Here is a 20408-nt window from a genome sequence, read left to right as displayed (position 1 = left end):
CCCTCGTCGCGCGCAGCGCAACCAGAGCCCCGAAGCAAGCACCGACGCGGTGGCCTGGATCCGGAGCCGACGACGACAGCGACCAGCAGCGCGGTCCCGACCGCCCTGCGGCAGTGCGCCGGCCGGTGGAGGCGCTCACGCGGTCGCTCCGGCGGCCTGCGGGGTGGTCAGGAATCCGGCGAGGCGGTCCAGGACGCCGGGCAGCGCCCAGTTGTACACCCATGTTCCGCGGCGCTCGCAGTCGAGGCACCATCGAGGCCATCCCACTCCCGGCGAGCACCGTCGACGTCGTGATCTCCAACTGCGTGATCAACCCGTCCGTCGGCAAGCCCGCCGTCTTCGCCGAGACCTACCGCGTCCTCAAGCCCGGCGGCCGCATCGGCATCTCCGACGTCGTCGCCGACGACACCCTCACCTCTCAACAGCGGGCCGAACGCGGCGACTACGTCGGCTGCGTCGCGGCGCCCGCTCCTTCACCGAGTACCGGCGCGGCCTGCAAGCCGCGGGATTCACCGACGTCGAGATCACCCCGACCCACCCGGTCGCCGACGGCATGCACTCCGCCATCGTCCGCGCCCCCAAGCCCCTCACCAGCCCACGTGTCGCCGCGCCCCACGGCGGCGGATGACTCCCGCTGCGGCGTCACCGGCTGCTGGACGCCGGCCGAGCAGGTCACGCTGCCTGGCGGGCGCGCCGGGCATCCACCGGTTTGTGGGTGGAATCACGCAGAACTCGACCGCGCCGAGTCAGCCCCCAGGGCTTGAGGATCGAGATCACGGTCATGACGACGTAGGCGGACAGAGAGACGATCGGCCCGAACAAGACGTCGTCGGCGTCGGGCAAGGGTTCGCCCGCGGCGACGGCGGCGACCGCGGAGTTCACCCCAGGGCGCAGCGCGAACACCGTGGCGGTGGTCGTCGCCAGGGTCAGCCAGAACTTCGTGTACACCCATCGGTGCCTCGCCAAGCCCCACGGAGTACCCAGGGACAGCAGCAGGCCGCTGAGGAACGTGAGGAACGCGACGGGGAGCAGGAGCCAGTCGGCGAAGAGCTTCATGGCTCGGACAGAGGCCTCCACGGTCACCGCGGACCCGGTGGTGGTCGCGGCGATCCCGAGGGCGAGCAGCCCGAGCGTGAGCCCGAGCCAGCTTGCGGAGGCGGCTACATGGACAACAAGGGAGGCCCGGCGAGCGGGGCGGCTTAGTTTCACCTGAAACACCGTGCCGGGCGGGCGCGGCGAGGACGTCTGACAGCGGGAGTATCCCCACGTACTAGCTTCGGCGTACAGGTCGAGACGGCCGTGCGGCCGACTGTGATGCTTCGTGTGGCCAACTGGCGGATTGTGACCGCGCTTTCGTGATGGCTAGGGCCTGTCCGGCGGATCATGTGACTGTTTCGGGCCGGGGTCGTTGCGCCCGTCGTGGGACGGGGAGATCCGACGAACGACGAGTGGCCGGCCCCGGCTGAAGCCACATTTGCCCAAGACGGGCCAGCGGGGCGGGCGTTGGAAGAGCCGCCGCAGGGTGATCGACGGGATCCTCTTCCGGGAGCGGACCGGAGTGCCCTGGCGGGATCCGCCTGCACGTTTCGGCAAGTGGCAGACCGTCTACGAACGACACAGACGCTGTTCGGCGAACGGCACGTGGGACAAGATCCTGCGGGCCGTCCACGCCGACGCCGACGCGGCAGGCCGCATCGACTGGTCCAAGGCGAGCGTGGATTCCACCTCCTGTCGCGCCCACCAACACGCCGCCGGAGCGCGCAAGAAGCCGCCGTCTTCACGGCACCGTCACCGTCGCCGCGATCTGGCTCTGGCTTCGTCCATGATCCGCCGGATGGAACCTGGCGGTGAGGCGCTCAAAAACCAGTGGAGCAGCGCCGCTGTGCGCCATTAGTCGCCTCCCTACGCGATCACGGCCGACCTCCCGGGGGCGCCAGCGACCACCCCCAACTCGGCTGGAACTTGCGCCTCAGTGAATTCCAATCCGCCATCCTGCGTGTCCAGCTGGCACGTCTGAAGGATCAACTGGCAGCGAAGGCCAAAGGTGCGGCGTACCTCGCTTCGGAACTGTCCAGCGTGCCCGGCTTGAGACCCGTACCCATGCCCACTGATCTCGACCCACGGGTGACCGCGCACGACCGGTTCTCCCTCGCCTTCACCTTCGGCAGCGAGGCATTCGGCAGCGAGGGTACCGGCGGCGTCTCGGTCAGCGTCTTCCGCGCCGCGCCGCGCCGCGCCGCGCTGCGGGCAGAGGGCATACCTGTCTCACGCCGCGATCTCGTCGCCTGCCCTGATGAACCGATCTACGCCGACGCCACCAGCCGTGACTACTCCAGCTCACGAACAGCCTCCGCAGCGCAGGCTCGGGCGGCCTGCGCCAGGCTGGTACTGCTCGGGCAGACGGCCGGATCAGGGTTGCTGTTCGAGGAATCGGAGGAACTCGCCGATGTCGTACGCGCCGTGGAAAAGATCCACAAGAATCTTCGCCATCTGCGCCGCGAGCAGCGTCAGCTCGGCCAGATCCGTAACTGAACCCATCAAAGTCAAGGAGCCACGATGCCCCGAGCCCCTTTTCAAGTCCTTGTCGTTCCTTTCCGCCGAGTCGGCGACCAGGTCGAATTCGCTGTACTGCGACGCGAGGACATGAATGTCTGGCAGGCCGTGGCCGGTGGCGGCGAGGCCGGCGAGACGCCGCAGCAGGCCGCCGAACGCGAGGCCGGTGAAGAACTTGGGCTCGACCGGCCAGCCCCGCTGTACCCACTGCAGACCAGGGCCAGCATCCCGGCGGGGTACTTCGCTGATCGCGACAGCTGGCCTGCCGGGACCTACGTCGTACCGGAGCACTCGTTCGCCATCGACCTGACCGACGTGGAGATCAAGATCTCCCACGAGCACACCGATGCCCAGTGGCTGGACTACAAGGCCGCTTTCGAGGCACTGCGATTCGACAGCAATCGCACCGCTCTCGGCGAACTTCACGAGCGTCTGGTGGCCGACGACCTGCCTCTGCCGGTCGAGTGATCGCCGGTGGTTGACGCAAGCCCCCGAGGACGCCGCACGGTCATACTCGGCCAGGGCTACGTGGGCCTTCCCCTGGCCATCCGGGCAGCACAGGTCGGCCACCGTGTCATCGGGTTCGATACCGACGCCGGACGCGTGAAACGGCTGAAGGCAGCTGAGCCGTTGGGGCCTGATGTGACGGCGGACGAGATCGCGGCCGTCCTGACGAACGCTGGCTACACTCCGACCACGTGCTCAGGCGACCTGGCCGGGTTCGACGTCGCGGTCATCGCGGTGCCGACCCCGCTGCGCGATGGCGCACCGGATCTCTCCGCAGTCCTGAACGCCGGCCGGATGCTCGCCCCGCACATGCGCCCCGGCTGCGTCATCATCCTCGAATCCACTACCTATCCCGGGACCACCGAGGACATCCTGCAGCCCCTATTGGAATCCGCGTCTGGGCTGGCAGGGGGTGCGGACTTCCATCTGGGCTACAGCCCAGAGCGCATCGATCCCGGGAACCGGACGTGGACTCTCCAGAACACCCCCGAGATCGTCTCTGGGATCGACGCGTCCTCCCTGGCAGCGATCAGTGACTTCTACCGTGGTTTGGTCGACACCGTCGTCGAAGTCGCCGCCGTCCGCGACGCCGAACCGGCGAAGGTCCTGGAGAACACGTTCCGCCAGGTCAACATCGCCCTTGTCAACGAACTTGCCACCCACACCAGGCAGCTCGGCACAGCACACATGAAGATCCGCCCACGCCAGCGCAGCCTTACCCCACTCTGTAGCCCGCCTTGGCCGTCCGCCTGGGGTGTGGCTCCCTTGGAGGGACAGGCTGAGCTGGGTTCGGGTGGCCGCGGTAGATGGGCGTATAGGGACCGGGGCCTTGGGGGATTCGCAGGGCGATGGCGAGCCGGTCACGTCCCAGTTCTATCCGGGAACCGCGTGCCCTGGTAGGTTCCGCTCGGCCGCATTGGGCGGCCCGTATTCAAAGGGGGCACTGTGGGGAAGCGTGGAAGCTTTCTGGCACGGTTCGCGCTCGTGATGTCCGCTCTCGTAGCGGGCGCGATCATCGCGCCAAGCTCGGCCAGCGCCGGGCCTTCGTGCAGCTATCCGCTCTGCTCAACCACCTGGAACGCATCAAGCTATTCCGCTCTCGTCTCCCACGACTGGTGTGACGGTAACAACGGCCCATGCTCCGGTTCGCAGTCGAAATGGCTGTCGCCGAACGAGTCGACGGCTGGCACCGGGGATTGGGACACCTTCCGGGTCGACGCAGGATGGTGCTACAAAGTCACCTGGTACACCCTGAACCAGAACCTGCAGTACGTCCCTTACTGGTGGAGTACCTACGACCAGGTCGGCAAGGGCAACCTGTGGAAGAAGGTCAGCAACAACGAGCTGGCGAAGATCACTTCGCAGAGCACCAGCCACTGCTAGCCACGATCTTTCGTGACGGGTCACCAGCTCCTCGCTGGTGGCCCGTTTCGGTTTCGGATGGTGTGGGGCAGGCCGGTGGTCCGGCTGTCGCGTCGGGTCGGTGCCGGCTTCCACGGTCCGGGAAAGGCTCGTCGGGACAAAAGACAACAGCCTCTTTACTGTCCCAATAGCGTTACCGTGCTCCACCCGCCCGGCAGACCAGCGCGGAAGCCCTCCTGCGAGACCGTGGGCTTCCCCGTTACCTTCTAGACGGCCCCCATCTTGGGGCTCCCTCTCGGTGCCGTACTTCTCACCGGTGCAATCGTGGGAGGCAGGCGGGTCGTAGACAAGTGGCGTAATCGCTCGACAGGGGTCGAGCGACCGCGGGAGTCACCAGTCCCGCGGAGGATGAAGCGTCGGAAGCAAGCGACAACGATCACCAGGAAGGGAACAAATACCTGAGAGGAAACTCAGCCGCGCTGAACAAGACGGCATTGCCGTAGAGCTTTCGGTGGGTGTCGAATCACTGAGCGAAGAAGAGTTCGACAACCTTTATGATCAGCTCGACGTGGAGCACCAAATGCAGGTCGATCAGTCAGTGCGCGAGTTTGCCACAACGCGGTCGGTACCGAACATTGGGACTCCGACGATTAGAACGGTGATACCTCGCGGCTGATAAAGGCTCTACTGTCGCGCTCGAAAAAAGAAAGAGCCGCCGACACGGGCTGCGAGCTTGCTCGCTTCCTCCATTACAGACGGCGCGCGATGGGGTGTGGTCGGCCGACAGCGTGCTCGCTCAATGCCAGCGCCGACGATCGACCTGCCGAGGTGTTCCGTAAGGGGATACCTCAACGGAACACCGGCCGACGGGAACGGAACCCCAGGCCAGAGTCTTCCGAATAGGTGTTCCGCGAACCCTCCCGGTGAAGGGGGGCTATACGGACCAACCCCGGCCCGGGCGCTGGTCGTCGAGTCGGTCGCCTGCCCGGCGATCCGCAAGGTACGGGCCGAGTGCCTCACGGCGTGGGCCCAGCTGATGGGGACGGTGGTGGCCGAGCGCCGCCCCGACCGGCCGGTACCGCCGATGGCCGGTACCGCCGCGATCGGGGCGGTCGTGCATCTGCCGGGCGCCGTCATCGAGGAGGGCCGGGGCCTGTCCTCGATGGCGGCATCCTGGCCGACAGCGCCTACCGTCTGTTGCCAGCCTGACGGCCCGGCCTTACTTCAGGTGCCGGCCGAAGAACCGGTGCCCGTCCTCCAGCTCGAACCACGGGGTGCCGGTGTGCCCGCCCATATTGGCGTGCAGCGTCTTCTCCTTGGTGCCGAAGGCGTCGAACAGGTCCAGGGCCCGTTGCCGGGGGTTCCCTTCGTCGTCCCACTGCAGCAGGAACAGCAGCGGAATGGTGACCTGCCGGGCCTCCTCGCGTTGGGCGTGGGGCACGTAACCCCCGGCGAAGAAACCGGCAGCCGCGATGCGCGGTTCGGCCACCGCCAGCCGAATGCCGACGGCGGTCCACCCCGAGTACCCGACCGGGCCGCCGATTTCGGGCAGCGCAAGGAGGGCGTCCAGGGTGGTCTGCCAGTCCGGGACCGCCTTTTCGACCAGCGGGCCGATGAAGGACTCGAAGATCTCGTCGACCGGCTCGCCGGCCTGCATCGCCCGGCGGAGGTCGGCGCGGGCCTGCTCGTCGGCGGCGGAACGGGGCCGGTCACCGCACCCGGTGGCGTCGATGGAGGCCACCGCGTAGCCGTACGCCGCGGTTTGCCGGGCCCGGGCCACCAGCCGGGATTGTCCCTTGGGCAGGCCGTTGTTGTGGGCCATCAGGATCAGCGGGGCCGGTGCGGGGGATTCAGGCGTCCACAGGGTGCCGGGGGTCTCGCCGAGGGTGAATTCGCGTTCGAGGACGCCGTCGTCGAGGCGCTGCTCAGAAGTGAATTGCATGGTCGTGCCTTTCGGGAGTGCTCGCGAACGGCGCTCCCGGACGATCTATCGTCCGACCGTGACCCCGGAGGGGAGCACCCATGTCGATACTGCGCTCACGGGTACCACCTCCTCGTTCTCTCGCACGGCCTCCGGAAAAGTAGCAGTGGTCGCCGTGGTCCGCCAACGGGTTTTTGCGGAGGCTCCGTGGCCGGGTGCCACGGAGCCACTCGCCCAAAGGCCAAGGCCGTGACTCTGTTGGTGATGTTGGCGGGGTGCTGACACCTGGTCCGGTGGGTGCTTGTCTGGTGGGAGCGGGGCGGTCTCGGCGGTGGGGGTGGTCGCGATGTCGCTGCGGCCGGAGAATCATCAGTGCACTCGACCGTGCAGGACGTCGAGATGACCGCCATCATCCATGACGACCTCGCCAAGCGGGAGTTACTGCCCTGCGAGCACGTCGTGGACAGCGGTTACGTCACCCCGGCGCACATCGAGCGGGCCGCCCGGGTGCACGGCATCACCCTGCTCGGCCCGGTCGTCCCCGACAACAGCCGCCAGGCCAAGGCGGGTTCGGGCTTTGCCAAGTCGGCCTTCCCTGTCGACTGGGACCGCCAGCAGGCCACCTGCCCCCAGGGCGCGGTCAGCCGGGAGTGGAGACCGCTGCGGATCAGCGGACACGCCTACATCCAGGTCAAGTTCGCCAAGGCCGACTGCCTGGCCTGTCCGGTCCGCCCGCAGTGCACCACCTCCGCCACCCGGCCAAGAGCCCTCGCCCTGCTGCCCACCCGCGAACTCCATGACATCCAGATGCACAACCGGCTCGACCAGACCACCGAAGAGTGGCAGCGCCGCTACGCGATCCGGGCCGGGATCGAGGCCACCCTCTCGCAGAACGTCCGCGCCCACGGCCTGCGCCGCTCCCGCTACCGCGGCCTGGCGAAAACCCACGTGCAGCACGTGCTCACCGCGCTGGCCTGCAACGTCGCCCGCATCGCCGACTGGATCAACACCCCATCCACAGCCCGCCGCCGATCAAGCCACTTCCGTGCTCTGTGCACCGCCGCCGCATGACCCCGCCAACATCACCAACAGAGTCCTGGTATTGAGGCTAGAGCCCGCTCGTCAGCCCCGTGCAAGGGAGCGCACGATGCATCGCGACATGGCTGGTGACCCTCCGCCTGCTCGATGAGGCCGGCACCCGCCACAGCTACGTCATAAAGGACGCCACCGACGCGTCCAACGCCCGCACCGCTGTCCGTCAGATCGCCAACACCCCGGCCGAGCAGACCGCCCGAGGCGGAACAGCGATCGACCCCGAATACGCCGACGTCCTCGAACTCACCGAACACGTCCTGAGCAACGCCCTGCGCCTCGACGGCAGGGCTCACACCTGAATCACTTCGAGCTGTGCCATCTCATGAGGTTGGTGCCACTGCCGCGATCACTGGGCGGCCGGGCCCTCCTGCTGCCCGTCGTATGAACCTCTGCGGCCATCACCGCGCCGACCCTTTGCCTGCACGAAGGCCCGCCCCTTTTGGCCCGCCTGCACCAGTCCCTGGTCGTTTGATTCATACTGCACGTTCACTGCGGCGGCGCCTCACAGCCGTCCATTGATCAGCCTGGCGCGGAAGAGTCGGCCCCGCACATATGCAATAGGTCCTCCGGAGGTCGCATGTTTCCGTCCCTTCGACGCGCTGCAGTGGTCGCTGCCGCGCTCACCGCTGTCTGCGCATCCCTGTCGGCGGCCGTGCCGTCCGCCGGGGCGAGCGGGAGCCCGGTGAGGCTGAACGAGATCCAGGCCATCGCGACGCACAACAGCTACCACCGCGAGCTCACCTTCGCGGAGAAGGACGTGCAGCGGCGCACCGACAAGAACTTCTGGAACCTCGAGTACTCGCACCCCTCGCTGACCACCCAGTTCGAGAAGCAGAAGGTGCGGGGCATCGAACTCGATGTCTTCCCCGACCCCCAGGGCGGGCTCTACGACGAGCCGCTGGTACGCCGGGACGCGGGCCTCTCCCCGTTGACCGTTGCCGAGTACCAGCGCCCCGGCTTCAAGGTGCTGCACTGGGCGGACCACGACTACGGGACCAACTGTGTTTCCCTCCGCTCGTGTCTGGAGCAGGTCGACGCATGGTCCCGGCAGAACCCGGGCCACGTCACCGTGCCCGTCCTGCTCGAACTGAAGAGGACGGACCCGGCGATCGAGGTGCGCGGCGGCGTCAAGAGCCCGGCCTGGGACGCCGCGATGTTCGCGGCGCTGGACGCGGAGATCCGGGAGATCTTCAGCGAGGACCGGCTCATCACACCGGACGACATCCGCCGCCCGGGCCGCACCCTTGAGCAGTCGGTGCTGGAGAACGGCTGGCCCACCCTGAGCGAGTCCCGGGGCAAGGTGATGTTCATGCTGGACAACCAGCGGGACGGCTACCGCGCGGGCGCGCCCAGCCTCGAGGGCAAGGTGGCGTTCACCAACTCGCGTCCCGGTAACCAGGACGCGGCGTTCGTCGGCTGGAACGACCCCATGGGGGCGAACACCGCGACGATCCGCCGCATGGTCGAGCAGGGCTACTTTGTACGCACCCGCTCGGATGTGCCGTTCACCGAGGCGGCGTCCGGCGCCACGGCGCGGCTCGAGGCCGCCCTTGCCTCCGGCGCTCAAATGATCAGCACGGACTTCCCGTCCGCCGGGCCCTCCGGCCGCTACGGCAGCGACTACACCGCCGAACTCCCCGGCGGGCTGACCGTGCGCTGCAATCCGGTCAACGGGCCGCAGTACTGCCTCGATGCCCACCTGGAGGACTGATCTCTGGTCCGCCGAGGCCGGGCTCCGGAGGGCTCCACCCTCCGGAGTCCGGCCTTTTCGTCATGGGCAACGTCCCCGCGTCGAGGCCGTCGGCGCCGGTGACCGCACCCACGCCAACATCGCCGCCACCGCCGGCAGCCGCGACGGCGCTCTGCCTTCCGGTACCCTCTCCCGTCTGCTACGGCGGCTGGTGGAGGAAAAGCGCGTCCTGGCTGTGGACGAACCGCTCTCCACCTCGGCCGGCAAGCCTGCCCTCTACCGGATCGCCGACAGCAACCTGCGCCTGTACCTCGCGGCACTGCGCTCCGCACAGGAACTGGTGCGCCGTGGCCGTCCCGAGGCCGCCTTCCGGATCGTCGAGCGCCGTTGGTCCAGTTGGCGCGGCCGCGCCGTGGAGCCGCTCAAGAAGCGGCGGGTGCCGGTCGGACAGCGAACCGCCGGCCGGGAGGACACCACCGTCCCCGGGGTATAGGGGGCGCCCACCCCGGTCGTATCTCAACTGTGTGGAACGTGGAAACCCCGACGGGGTCCGCTCAGGCGACTGAGCGGTGAGCCGACTGCGAGGAAGGCCCAGCCCCCGGGCGGGAACATGATGACCCAAGAAGCGAACGCCGGCAGCTGAAAGGCAGCGGAAAGACGGGCAACACATTCGGCCCTCCGCCGATCGCCCTGCATAACCGGCCGGATACGGGCACGTGCCCGAACTCGAAAGGGTGCCGACGTGGGTCAGGTGAGTCTGTGGAGACCAGATGCTCGAACACCCCGAACCGAGGGACAAGTTGGACGCCCCAGCTGAGGCTGCGGTGAACGGACCTGAGGACGAGATCACCGACTGGCTGGCCGTCGACTGGCAGCAGGTCGAAGACGACGTACGGCGACTTCGGCAACGCATCTTCACGGCATCGCCGGCAGGGGACCTGAAAAGGGTCCGCAATCTGCAGAAGCTGATGCTCCGCTCCCGCGCTAACACGCTGCTCAGCGTGCGCCGGGTCACGGAGATCAACGCTGGCCGCACGACCGCCGGGATCGACGGGAAGGTGGTGCTGCTGCGCCAGGGCAGCACTGAGCCCTCCTCGGGACCAGGGGCCTGTCCGGCAGGATCCGCCGGACAGGCCCTGAAGCCGTCTGTCGAAGCGCTGCCGAGTCTGGAGCGTGGGGTCATCGTCGCCAAAGCCAGTTGAGATGCTGCCCTGCGTCGGGGAAGGTTCTGTGGTCATGGAGTTCTTCTGCTACCACCGCGATCGGCCTGGCTCCGTCCCGTTGCGCAACGAGCTGCTGGAAGAGCACTGGTCGTACATGGACCAGTACGCGAAGGGGATGATTGCCCGCGGCCCGACCCTTACCGGCGACGGTGAGACGCCCACCGGAAGCGTGCATATCGTCGATGTGCCGGATCCCGCCGCCGCCCGCGCGTTCGCTCTCGAGGAGCCCGGCTACCAAGCCGGCGTGTACCGGGACGTGCTGCTGCGCCGATGGCGCAACCTGCTGGGGCGCACCATGTGGGATTACCCCGGTGGCCGGACCGGTGGCAACCGGTACCTGGTGCTCGGCCTCGGCACGGGCCATGCCGCCGACCTGGCCGTGCCGCGCGACCGGGACGAGCTGATCGCCTACGGGCCGCTGCTGTCCGACAACGGCACCGCCTGGCTGGGGACGGCGGCGCTGGTCCGAGCGCCTGACCCGGACAGCGCACGAGCCGTCCTGGCCCCGGGCCGGTACGCGGACATCGAGGTCCACAGCTGGCAGTTCGGCGGCCGGCCGTCGTGAACCAAGGAGGCACCGAGCCGACGGCATCCGTCGGTTGGCCGTCCGCCCGCACGTGCGTCGGTTCTTCTGCCGGACGTTCGTCTCCTCTCGAAAGGAAGGGCGGGGCGCCTTCGCCCCAGGAGGCGATCGCCGCCGGGCACGTACTGGAGCTGCCGCCGGGCGCGGCATCGGAGCCAGCGTGAGCGACCGGATACGCCGAACGGGCGGACCGGGCGGGGGCGAGCGCACCGATGGCAGCGATGTGTTGTGCCTGTCCGGCGCTTCGCCCCTTGAGACTTCACACTGGGCAAAGTGCCGTATCCGGACGCGCAGGACGCACGTGAAGGGAACCCGTTCGCCCATGCACATCGATCTGACAGGCCGTACCGCCCTGGTCACCGGCTCGACGCAGGGCATCGGTGCGGCCATCGCCGCCGGCTTGGCCCGCGCGGGCGCCCGCGTGGCCGTCAACGGACGCGGCGAGCAACGGGTCGCCGAGAGCATCGGCCTGCTGGCCAAGCAGGTACCCGGAGCCGACCTGGTACCGGTTGCCGCGGACGTGTCGAGTGACGAGGGCGCCGACCAGGTGACGCAGGCCCTTCCTCAGGTGGACATCCTCGTCAACAACCTCGGCGTCTTCGGCACCGCCGACCCCCTGGAGATCACCGACGAGGAATGGCGGCGCTACTTCGACATCAACGTCCTGGCCGCCGTGCGCCTGACCCGGCTGTACCTGCCGGGCATGACCGAACGCGGCTGGGGACGCATCCTCTGCATCGCCAGTGACTCGGCGATCGCCATCCCCGCGGAGATGATCCACTACGGGATGTCGAAGACCGCGCTGCTCGCGGTGAGCCGCGGATTCGCCAAGAAGGCGGCAGGCACCGGCGTGACGGTGAACTCCGTCATCGCCGGCCCCACCCACACCGGCGGAGTCGAGGACTTCGTCTACGAACTCGTCGACCGGGACCTCCCCTGGGACGAGGCCCAGCGCGTCTTCATGCGCACCTACCGCCCCCAGTCCCTGCTGCAGCGGCTGATCGAACCGGACGAGATCGCCAACATGGTCGTCTACCTCAGCTCCGACCAGGCCTCGGCCACGACGGGCGGTGCCCTGCGCGTGGACGGCGGATACGTCGACGCGATCCTGCCCTGACCGCCCTGGGCCGTTGCCGTGCGCCCGGCGACCGGCACAGCCACGGCCCCAGGGGACCCTTCGCCTGCTCAACCTGAACGCCCCACCTTGGCACGCCCCCGGCTCCGGTCAGCGCCGAACACCACTGGCCACGCCGTCAGTTGGCCATGCCACCCGGACGAGTCGAGTCCGCCGTAGCCCGGCCGCGCTGTCGCGCGAGCCCCGGCCGGACGGGGAGGAACCGGCCGGGGTCGTTCACGCGCAGGGACACGTCCTCACTCATCACGACCTCGAGCCGCGAGGACATTTCGCCCCCCTTTGCCTGAGCGTCACCTGCTGGCTGGAGAACGACCAGCGGCCCTGACGTGCCGGGTCCGCTACCGCCCCGCAGGGGCCCCATCTTCTTGGTCGCGGCCCGACAGCGTGATGCTCCCCGGGCTACGACGGCGTGGTCGGCGCCGGCGACCCGGACCAGCTCGGCATCTGGGCACCTGAACTTCACCAGGTAGCAGATCACGTGCGGGGCGAGAATCAGGGAGTGACTGTGCCACCTGAGACCTCACCCGTGTCGGGGCAGACCCTGTGCAGCAAGGACACGCGCAGTCCGCTGCGCGTCTTCCTGCAGACCGAGACCGGCAGTGCCGCGGTACTGCTGGCCGCCACGCTCGCGGCACTCGTCTGGGCCAATGCCGGGCTGCACTCCTACGACGCCTTGTGGCACACCGAGCTGTCGATCCGCGTCGGCGCGGGCGAGGTGTCCCTGAACCTGCGGGAGTGGGTGAACAGCGGGCTGATGACGTTGTTCTTCTTCGTCGTCGGCCTGGAGGCGCGCCGCGAGTTCGACATGGGCGAGCTGCGCGAACGCCGCCGGCTGGCGCTGCCGCTGCTCGCCGGGCTCAGCGGCATGGCCGTCCCCGTCGCGATCTACCTGGCCTTCAACGCGGGCCACGACTCCCTCCACGGCTGGGGCGCCGCCATGTCGACGGACACGGCTTTCGCCCTGGGCATGCTCGCCCTCTTCGGAGCACGGCTGCCCGGCAGCCTGCGGGTCTTCATCCTCACCCTCTCCGTCGTGGACGATTTCGTGGCCCTCGCCGTGATCGCCCTCGCCTACAGCGGCGCCTTGGCCCTGCCCGCACTGCTGGCGGCGGTCGGCCTCTTCGCGGTCGTCCTGCTGGTGCGGCGCACCCTCGGTGTGTGGATTCCCTCCCTGTACGGGGTGCTGGGCGTGGCGCTCTGGGTGGCTCTCCTGAAGTCGGGTGTGGATCCGGTCGTGGCCGGTCTCGCGATGGGCCTGCTGACCTACGCCCGCCCGGCGGAGCGGAGCAACCTGGAGCGCGCCAGCCATCTGTTCCGGCGCTTTCGCGAGCAGCCGACCCCGGAACTGGAGCGCACTGTACGGCGCGGGCTCGCCTCGACACTCTCTCCCAACGAGCGGCTGCAGCGGATGTTCCATCCCTGGACGAGCTATGTGATCGTGCCGCTGTTCGCCCTCGCCAACGCCGGCATCACCATCAGCGGCAGCCAGCTGGCCCATGCCTTCACTTCGCCGGTCACCCTCGGCATTCTCCTCGGCTATGTGCTCGGCAAGCCGGTCGGCATCATCGGCGCCACCTGGCTCACGACGCGCGTCAGCCGAGGGCGCCTGCACCCGCCGGCCGGCTGGGGCGCCATCACCGCGGGCGGCACCCTGGCCGGGGTGGGGTTCACCGTGTCGCTGCTGATCGCCACGCTCGCCTTCGACGGTGCCCAGCTGGGAGAGGCGAAGATCGGGATCCTTGCCGCTGTGGTGTGCTCGTTCCTCCTCACGTGGCTGGTCGTCCGGGTGGTCAGCGCCCTTCCACCGCGTACCCGTGCCCGGGCCCTGCTCGGCATGGGCCACGCCATCGTCGACCTCGAAGACCCCGTCGACGTGGACCGCGACCACGTACGCGGCCCGCTGGACGCGCCCGTGACGCTCCTCGAGTACGGGGACTTCGAATGCCCCTACTGCGGGCTGGCCGAGCCCGTGGTGCGCGAGCTGCTCGCCCACTTCGGCGATGTGCGCTACGTATGGCGGCATCTGCCGCTGCCCGACGTACACCCCAATGCCCAGCTGGCCGCGGAGGCCGCCGAGGCCGCGGCCCTCCAGGACCGCTACTGGGAGATGCACGATCTGCTGCTGGAGCACCAGGGTGACCTCAGGCCCAAGGACCTGCTCCGCTACGCCGAGGAGATCGGTCTCGACACCGACCGCTTCCTCCATGACCTGCGGTCCGGTGCGGGGACCGCCCGGGTCGACGCGGATGTGGAGTCCGCCGACCTCAGCGGCGTCTCGGGCACACCGACGTTCTTCGTCAACGGCCTCCGCCACCACGGCGCCTACGACATCGCCTCGCTGTCCGCGGCGGTACGCGCCGCGCGGGAACGGGCAGCCCTCAAGGGGGAAGGACAAGAGATCTGACGTCCCGTTCAAGAATGCACGCCCACACGGCGGTTGGCATTCCGGCGGGAGGATGCGGCCTCGGCTACGACCTGCACGTCTGGCACAGCGATAGCTTGCGCGCGCCGATCGGCGGCTTCCAGCGGCCGGCCCGGACGCGTCCCTTGCCCGTCGGGGCCTCCGGGTGGGTCCCGGTGAGGGGTCGGAACGGCCACAGCTCCTGGTTGAGCTCCCGGACCGCCTCGATCTGCCAACCGCCGCTCGGCGTTCGGCCCTTGGGCCACAGTGAGCCGCGGCGAGTCGTCCGTCAGTACGGCCCACCGGTGGCCCACGTCGCGTACGGCCCGGGCCATGGCCTCGGAAGTGCTGCCGCCGTCCGGCCAGTTGGAGTGCACAGGGCAGTCCCCGAACTGCGCGTCAGCCGGCTGGTGCACGCCCTGGGCTGCGGGTTCCTCCCAGCTCTTCATGCCGAACGCCTGCCCGGCATCACGGAGATGAACAAGGATGAACATCAGGGGCTTGTTTTCAGCATCATGAAGGTCTTCAATATGGCGCAAGACACATCCCCCAGGGACAGGTGGAGATCGTGCACGACAACGACGCACCGATGCCGGCTGACCGGCCGGACCTCGATGTGCTGGTCGCCACGGTCGGCCTGCAGATCAAGGCCCTGCGCAAGCAGGCCGACCTGACCCTGGACGAGCTGAGCCGCCGTTCCGGCATCAGCACCGGACTGATCAGCCAGGTCGAGCGAGGGAAAGGTAATCCCTCCTTCACCAGTCTGGTGCAGATCGCCCACGGTCTGGATGTCCCGATCGGGCGGCTGTTCCATCTCGCCGACCAGGTCAGCCCGGTGGTCCGTGCCCACGAACGCCGCAGCCTGGACTTCCATGGCGCGGATCCGGCGGACGGCGACCGCTTCGAACTGCTCACCCCGACGCTCAACGGCGCTTTGGAGGTCCTGTGGGTGGTCACCCAGCCGGGCCACGACACCAGCGCCGCCCCCTTCCGTCACAACGGCGAGGAGTTCGGCATCGTGCTCTCTGGTGTGAAGGACGTCTATCTCGACGGCGTCCGTCACCGGCTCGAAGCGGGCGACTCCATCACCTACTCCTCCAGCATTCCCCACTGGTACGTCAATCCCGGTGACGAGCCCGCCACCTCGATCTGGGTGATCACTCCGCCCACCTGGTAGGCACCGGCCTCGCGCCGTCCCGCCCCCAACGCCCCGGCCTCAGGCCCGGGCGCCGGTACCGCACGGCCTCGTCCCGTGCGCCTTCCCCATGAGGTGCCCTGCCATGGCATCACTCATCGACAGATCCGCTGTCGACACCGGAAACTCCCTCTCCCACCGCCGCGCTCTGCTGGCACTCGGCGGCGGCAACGCCGTCGAGTGGTACGACTGGATGGTCTACGGGCTGCTGGCCTCCTACATAGGTCCGCTCTACTTCCCCTCCGGCAGCTCCGTCTCCGAGACCATGTCCGCGCTGGCCGTCTTCGCCGTCGGCTTCGCCGCCCGGCCGCTCGGCGCGATCGTCTTCGGCACCCTGGCCGACCGGATCGGCCGACGCTCCGTCATGCTGTTCTCCATCGGCTCCATGGTGCTGTCCAGCCTGGTCATCGCCCTGCTGCCCAGCCATGCGAGCATCGGCGTCTGGGCCGGCGTCATCCTGCTGGCCAGCCGCATCCTGCAGGGACTGTCCACCGGCATCGAGGCCCCGCTGAACTCCGCGTACATCGTGGAGCTGGCACCCGAGGGCAGGACCGCCCGGTTCGGCAGTGTCATCAGCATCTACGTCCAAGTCGGCATCGTCGGCGCCTCGCTGGTCTGCTTCCTGACCACCTCGGTGGTCGCCCCCGACGCCATGGCCTCCTGGGGCTGGCGTATCCCGTTCGCGGTCGGTGCCGTCGGTGGCCTGATCTTCCTCTGGCTGCGCCGCGCCCTGCCGGAAACCCTGCACGCACAGGGCGAGAAGCCGGCCGAGCCCGCCCGGGTGGGCCAGGTCTGGGCCGAGGTCTGGCGGCACCGGCTGGCGCTGCTGGCGATCATCTTCGTGGTGGCCGGCGCCCAGGCGCTCAACTACACCTGGGCCACCGGACTGCCCAACCTGGCCCGCTCCGCCCACCACGAGGACCCGGACACCGTCTTCCTGGTCTCCACCCTCGCGGGCATCGGCGTCGCCGCGCTCTACCCGCTGGTCGGCCGGCTCGCCGACCGCAACCGGATCTCCCGCACCTTCATCGTCTCCCGGCTCGCCGTGGTGCCGCTGATCTTCATCGTGCTTGCCTACCAGCGGCCCGGCATGGCGATGTTCACCGTGGTGATGCTGGTCGGCGCCCCGGTGCTGGCCTTCACCATGGGCCTCTACAACACCGTCGCCGCCACGTTGATGCCGACCAGCTGCCGGGTCACCGGCGTCGGCCTCGGCTACGCGATCGGCGTGGCCGGCTTCGGCGGCACCGCCCCCTATCTCCTGCTGTGGCTACAGGACATCGGCGCCGCCTGGGCGTTCCCCGTCTACGGCGCGGTCCTTTGCCTGCTCAGCGTCCTGCTCTACGTGCTCGTCCTCCGTCGCGGCGCCGTCCGCGTCGGGAACTGAAAGGGAGTCAGATGCCCCAGACCGTCTCTCTCGACGCCGTCGAGGCGCCCGTGGTCCAGCGGTCCGACGTGGTCGTGGTCGGCGGCGGACCGGCCGGGGTCAGCGCGGCCGTGGCCGCCGCCCGCACCGGGGCCGACGTGACCCTGCTGGAACGCTACTCGGCCCTCGGCGGTCTGGCCTCCGGCGGCATGGTCCTGGTCCTCGACGACATGATCAACGGGAGCGAGGTCACCGTCACCGGCATCGTCGACGAGTACGTCGAGCGGATGGCCAAGCTCGGTCTCGCCGTCTACCCGCCGGCCGAGGACCGCTACTCCTCGCCCGAGATGTGGGCCAAGTGGGGCCGTTGGGGAGCGTTCGACTTCCACTCCCACACCAGCCCCAAGCCGATCTGCTACGCCGTCGCCTTCGACCCCGACGGCTGGAAGCGGGTCTCCAACGACCTGGTCCGCGAGAGCGGGGTCAACCTGCGGCTGCACAGCTGGTTCTCGCGACCGGTGGTCCAGGACGGCGCGGTGAAGGGCGTGGTCTGCGAGACCAAGTCCGGCCCGCAGGCGGTGATGGGCGACGTGGTGATCGACACGACCGGCGACATCGACGTGGCGTCCCGGGCCGGCGCCTCGTACGCCCAGGACAACTACCTGGTCACCCTGGTCTTCCGGCTCGGCGGGGTGGACACCGCGGCCGCCGAGCGCTTCGAGCAGGAGAACCCGCGCGAGGCACGGGCCGTCAACCGCAAGATCAAGCGGATGCTGGGCGGCGCCTGGGAGTTGTGGTGGCTCAAGACGCCCGTCCCCGGCGTGGTCTGGTGCAACTGCCCGCACATGACCGGCTTCGACGGCACCGACCCGGCCTCGCTCACCGAGGCCGAGTTCGAGGCCCGGGCCCGGATCGGCGCCGTCCTCGACCACATCAAGTCCGACCTGCCCGGCTTCGACAACGCCTACCTGCTCGACGTCGCCGAGCAGATGGGCGTCCGTCAGACCCGGCTGCTGCAGGGCGAGTACGTGGTCACCAAGGACGACGTCACCTCCCGCCGCCACTTCGCCGACAGCGTCGCCCGCGGCCGCGACTACTACACCCCGTACCGCGCCCTGCTGCCGCGCGACGTCGACCAGCTGCTGGTCGCCGGCCGGCACTACTCGGCCACCCCCGAGGCGCAGCGGATCTCCCGGGAGATCCCGCCCTGCATGGCCATGGGCCAGGCCGCCGGCATCGCCGCCGCCACCGCGGTGGAGCAGGGCGTCCTCGTCCGGGACGTGGACCCGGCCGTCATCCAGCGCCGGATGCGCGAGCAGGGCGCCGACCCCGGTGACGTCCCCGCAGAGAACGCGACCGTCGACCAGATCGAGGAGTCCGTGGCATGACCGCCACCGCACAGCCGCTGAGCGGCATCACCGTCATCGACTTCACCCAGGTCTTCATGGGCCCGTCCTGCACCCAGATGCTGGGCGACTACGGCGCCGACGTGATCAAGGTGGAGCGCCCCGGCACCGGCGACATCTCCCGGACCTCGATCCCGGACCCGGCCGGCCTGGACAACCCCATCTTCCTGTCCATCAACCGCAACAAGCGCAGCATCGCCATCGACACCCGCACCGAGGAGGGCCGCCAGGCCGTGCGGGAGCTGGTGCGCTCCGCCGACGTCGTGGTGAGCAACTTCCGGGCCGGCGTGATGGAGCGGCTCGGCCTCGGCTACGAGGCACTGCTTGCCGTCAACCCCAGGATCATCTGGGCCTCCGGCACCGGCTTCGGCACGGAGGGCCCGTACGCCCACAAGGGCGGTCAGGACGCCATCGCCCAGGCGTACAGCGGAGTGATGTGGCGCCGGGTGTCCGAGGACGACCCGCTCACCCTCTACCCGACCACGCTCTGCGACTACACGACGGGCATGCACCTGCTCCAGGGCATCCTGCTGGCCCTGCTGCACCGCGACCGCACCGGCGAGGGGCAGAAGGTGGAGGTGTCGATGTACGACTCGATGCTCCACATGCAGATGCAGGAGGCCTGCCAGCAGCTCAACCGCGGCTCCGAGATCAACTGGGCCGCGATGCCGCTCACCGGGGTGTTCCGCAGCACCGACGGCGCGCTGATCATGGTCGGCGGTTTCAAGGCCAACCCGCTGCACCACATCAGCCGCGCCCTCGAGCTCGACGAGGACCTGGGAGAGCGCCCCGAGTTCGCCACCCTCGACCTGCAGTTCGCGCACCGGACCGAGCTGCAGCGCATCTTCTCCGAGGCGGTGGCCCGCAACACCACCGATTACTGGGTCAAGCGGCTCGAGGACGAGGACATCCTGTGCGCTCCGGTGCGCAGCCTGGAGCAGACACTCGACGACGAGCAGACCGCGGTCAACAAGATGATCGTCGAGATGGACCACCCGGTCGCCGGCCGGATCCGCGCCATCAACGCGCCGCTCCACCTCTCCGCCGCCCCCGCCGAGGTACGCCGGTTCCCGCCACGGCTCGGCGAGCACGGCGCCGAGGTGCTCGGCGAACTCGGCTACTCCGCCGAGCAGATCGAGCTGCTCCGCGAGAAAGGGGTACTGCGATGACCGACGAAGTCCGCTACGTACGCGAGGGACACATCGCCCAGGTCACCATCGACCGCCCCGCCGTACTGAACGCGGTGGACGTCAAGACCAACGCCCGGCTCAACGAGATCTGGGCCGAGATCGAGGCCGACCCCGAGGTCCGGGTGGTCGTCGTGACCGGCGCCGGAGAGCGGTCGTTCTGCGTGGGCGCCGACATGTCCGCCGACGCGGTGGACAAGACCGGCCTGGAGTACTGGGCCGGCCTCGACCCCAACGGCTTCGGCGGGCTGGGCCTGCGCACCACCCTGGACGTCCCGGTGATCGCCCGGGTCAACGGCTATGCGCTGGGCGGCGGCATGGAGATGGTCCTCGGCTGCGACATCGTCGTCGCCGCCGACCACGCACGGTTCGGCCTGACCGAGCCCCGGGTCGGCCGGATCCCGCTGGACGGCGGGGTGTTCCAGCTGGTGCGCCGGCTGCCGCACACCCAGGCCATGGGGCTGCTGCTCACCGGCCGCCGTGCCTCCGCCGCCGAGCTGCACCGGATGGGCCTCGTCAACGAGGTGGTCCCGGCGGGGCAGTTGGACGAGGCCGTCGACCGCTGGGTCGCCGACATCCTCGCCTGCGCCCCGACCTCGCTGCGCGCCATCAAGCAGATGGTCCAGCGCGGGAGCGGGCTGTCGCCGCAGGACGCCCACAAGCTCCGTACCCCGGCGCTGATTCAGGCGCTGGACAGCGAAGACGCCAAGGAGGGCGTGCTCGCCTTCCAGCAGAAGCGGCCGCCGGTCTGGCCGGGACGATGAGGGGAGCGGGGAGCCCACTG

General features: G+C 69.1%; 20 protein-coding genes and 3 pseudogenes. 19 read left to right on the top strand and 4 right to left on the bottom strand.

The features are described 5' to 3' along the window. Positions 1 to 135 precede the first annotated feature (135 nt). Positions 136 to 246 (bottom strand): annotated as a pseudogene (locus C4B68_RS38445) (transcriptional regulator); the annotation flags it as partial. Between C4B68_RS38445 and C4B68_RS38440 the strand changes: the two are divergent. After that, positions 243 to 628 (top strand): annotated as a pseudogene (locus C4B68_RS38440) (methyltransferase domain-containing protein); the annotation flags it as partial. The pseudogenes C4B68_RS38445 and C4B68_RS38440 overlap by 4 nt on opposite strands. A 44-nt stretch (positions 629 to 672) precedes the next feature. On the opposite strand, the gene C4B68_RS38435 reads toward C4B68_RS38440, so the two are convergent. After that, the gene (locus C4B68_RS38435; RefSeq protein ID WP_099506280.1) at positions 673 to 1209 is read right to left on the bottom strand and encodes a DUF2269 family protein; all 537 of its coding nucleotides are present in this window, start codon (positions 1207 to 1209) and stop codon (positions 673 to 675) included. Positions 1210 to 1419: 210 nt separating this feature from the next. On the opposite strand from C4B68_RS38435, the pseudogene C4B68_RS38430 reads away from it, so the two are divergent. From C4B68_RS38430 to C4B68_RS38410, 5 genes and pseudogenes are all read left to right on the top strand, one after another. After that, positions 1420 to 1822: pseudogene (locus tag C4B68_RS38430) on the top strand (IS5 family transposase); the annotation flags it as partial. Between the two features lie 44 nt (positions 1823 to 1866). Continuing rightward, positions 1867 to 2532 carry a DegT/DnrJ/EryC1/StrS family aminotransferase gene (locus C4B68_RS38425; RefSeq protein ID WP_099506281.1) on the top strand — a complete coding sequence of 222 codons (666 nt, stop codon included), beginning with the start codon at positions 1867 to 1869 and terminating at the stop codon, positions 2530 to 2532. A gap of 24 nt (positions 2533 to 2556) precedes the next feature. Further along, positions 2557 to 3021: an NUDIX hydrolase gene (locus tag C4B68_RS38420; RefSeq protein ID WP_099506282.1), complete on the top strand. Its 465-nt coding sequence runs from the start codon at positions 2557 to 2559 to the stop codon at positions 3019 to 3021. A gap of 6 nt (positions 3022 to 3027) precedes the next feature. Continuing rightward, positions 3028 to 3960 carry a nucleotide sugar dehydrogenase gene (locus C4B68_RS38415; RefSeq protein ID WP_257217530.1) on the top strand — a complete coding sequence of 311 codons (933 nt, stop codon included), beginning with the start codon at positions 3028 to 3030 and terminating at the stop codon, positions 3958 to 3960. Between the two features lie 45 nt (positions 3961 to 4005). Beyond that, on the top strand, positions 4006 to 4443 hold the full coding sequence (locus C4B68_RS38410; protein WP_143674522.1) for a hypothetical protein: 438 nt from the start codon (positions 4006 to 4008) through the stop codon (positions 4441 to 4443). 1198 nt (positions 4444 to 5641) lie between these two features. On the opposite strand, the gene C4B68_RS38405 is transcribed toward C4B68_RS38410, so the two are convergent. Continuing rightward, positions 5642 to 6364: a dienelactone hydrolase family protein gene (locus C4B68_RS38405; protein WP_099506284.1), complete on the bottom strand. Its 723-nt coding sequence runs from the start codon at positions 6362 to 6364 to the stop codon at positions 5642 to 5644. A 378-nt stretch (positions 6365 to 6742) separates the two neighbouring features. On the opposite strand from C4B68_RS38405, the gene C4B68_RS38400 reads away from it, so the two are divergent. The 7 genes from C4B68_RS38400 to C4B68_RS38370 all read left to right on the top strand — a co-directional run bounded on the left by C4B68_RS38400 (position 6743) and on the right by C4B68_RS38370 (position 12051). After that, positions 6743 to 7414: a transposase gene (locus C4B68_RS38400; RefSeq protein WP_143674524.1), complete on the top strand. Its 672-nt coding sequence runs from the start codon at positions 6743 to 6745 to the stop codon at positions 7412 to 7414. Between the two features lie 95 nt (positions 7415 to 7509). Beyond that, a complete protein-coding gene (locus tag C4B68_RS38395) occupies positions 7510 to 7737 on the top strand; it encodes a hypothetical protein (protein ID WP_099506285.1) in 228 nt (75 codons plus the stop codon). A gap of 383 nt (positions 7738 to 8120) precedes the next feature. Continuing rightward, positions 8121 to 9149 carry a phosphatidylinositol-specific phospholipase C1-like protein gene (locus tag C4B68_RS38390; RefSeq protein ID WP_240634614.1) on the top strand — a complete coding sequence of 343 codons (1029 nt, stop codon included), beginning with the start codon at positions 8121 to 8123 and terminating at the stop codon, positions 9147 to 9149. Further along, positions 9130 to 9621 (top strand): ATP-binding protein, encoded by a 492-nt coding sequence (locus tag C4B68_RS38385; RefSeq protein ID WP_240634613.1) that lies wholly within the window; start codon positions 9130 to 9132, stop codon positions 9619 to 9621. The genes C4B68_RS38390 and C4B68_RS38385 overlap by 20 nt, the downstream gene beginning before the upstream one ends. 331 nt (positions 9622 to 9952) lie before the next feature. Next, positions 9953 to 10330 (top strand): reverse transcriptase N-terminal domain-containing protein, encoded by a 378-nt coding sequence (locus C4B68_RS44920; RefSeq protein ID WP_373682279.1) that lies wholly within the window; start codon positions 9953 to 9955, stop codon positions 10328 to 10330. A gap of 34 nt (positions 10331 to 10364) precedes the next feature. Continuing rightward, positions 10365 to 10916, top strand: a complete 552-nt coding sequence (locus tag C4B68_RS38375) for a YciI family protein (RefSeq protein ID WP_099506308.1) — start codon at positions 10365 to 10367, stop codon at positions 10914 to 10916. Positions 10917 to 11256: 340 nt separating this feature from the next. Beyond that, the gene (locus C4B68_RS38370; RefSeq protein ID WP_099506287.1) at positions 11257 to 12051 is read left to right on the top strand and encodes an SDR family NAD(P)-dependent oxidoreductase; all 795 of its coding nucleotides are present in this window, start codon (positions 11257 to 11259) and stop codon (positions 12049 to 12051) included. A gap of 136 nt (positions 12052 to 12187) precedes the next feature. Here C4B68_RS38370 and C4B68_RS42265 read toward each other — a convergent pair whose 3' ends face one another. Then, entirely contained in the window at positions 12188 to 12337 is a 150-nt protein-coding gene (locus C4B68_RS42265; protein ID WP_167459243.1) for a hypothetical protein, read from the bottom strand. A gap of 237 nt (positions 12338 to 12574) precedes the next feature. Here C4B68_RS42265 and nhaA point away from each other — a divergent pair, with 237 nt between their 5' ends. The 6 genes from nhaA (at position 12575) to C4B68_RS38340 (ending at position 20388) form a co-directional block, all read left to right on the top strand. Next, positions 12575 to 14473: a Na+/H+ antiporter NhaA gene (nhaA, locus tag C4B68_RS38365; protein ID WP_099506309.1), complete on the top strand. Its 1899-nt coding sequence runs from the start codon at positions 12575 to 12577 to the stop codon at positions 14471 to 14473. Between the two features lie 565 nt (positions 14474 to 15038). Continuing rightward, entirely contained in the window at positions 15039 to 15647 is a 609-nt protein-coding gene (locus C4B68_RS38360; RefSeq protein ID WP_099506310.1) for a helix-turn-helix domain-containing protein, read from the top strand. Positions 15648 to 15750: 103 nt separating this feature from the next. Beyond that, complete coding sequence (locus C4B68_RS38355) at positions 15751 to 17052, top strand: MFS transporter (RefSeq protein ID WP_099506288.1); 1302 nt, start codon at positions 15751 to 15753, stop codon at positions 17050 to 17052. A gap of 11 nt (positions 17053 to 17063) precedes the next feature. Continuing rightward, positions 17064 to 18419, top strand: a complete 1356-nt coding sequence (locus C4B68_RS38350) for an FAD-dependent oxidoreductase (protein WP_167459242.1) — start codon at positions 17064 to 17066, stop codon at positions 18417 to 18419. Beyond that, complete coding sequence (locus tag C4B68_RS38345) at positions 18416 to 19606, top strand: CaiB/BaiF CoA transferase family protein (protein ID WP_099506289.1); 1191 nt, start codon at positions 18416 to 18418, stop codon at positions 19604 to 19606. The genes C4B68_RS38350 and C4B68_RS38345 overlap by 4 nt, the downstream gene beginning before the upstream one ends. Then, positions 19603 to 20388 (top strand): enoyl-CoA hydratase-related protein, encoded by a 786-nt coding sequence (locus C4B68_RS38340; protein ID WP_099506290.1) that lies wholly within the window; start codon positions 19603 to 19605, stop codon positions 20386 to 20388. The genes C4B68_RS38345 and C4B68_RS38340 overlap by 4 nt, the downstream gene beginning before the upstream one ends. The last annotated feature ends 20 nt before the right edge of the window (positions 20389 to 20408 follow it).

This window comes from Streptomyces dengpaensis, from assembly GCF_002946835.1.
Classification (GTDB): Bacteria; Actinomycetota; Actinomycetes; order Streptomycetales; family Streptomycetaceae; genus Streptomyces; species Streptomyces dengpaensis.
The sequence above is the reverse complement of the archived record's forward strand: the minus strand, read 5'-3'. Positions and strand labels throughout refer to the sequence as shown.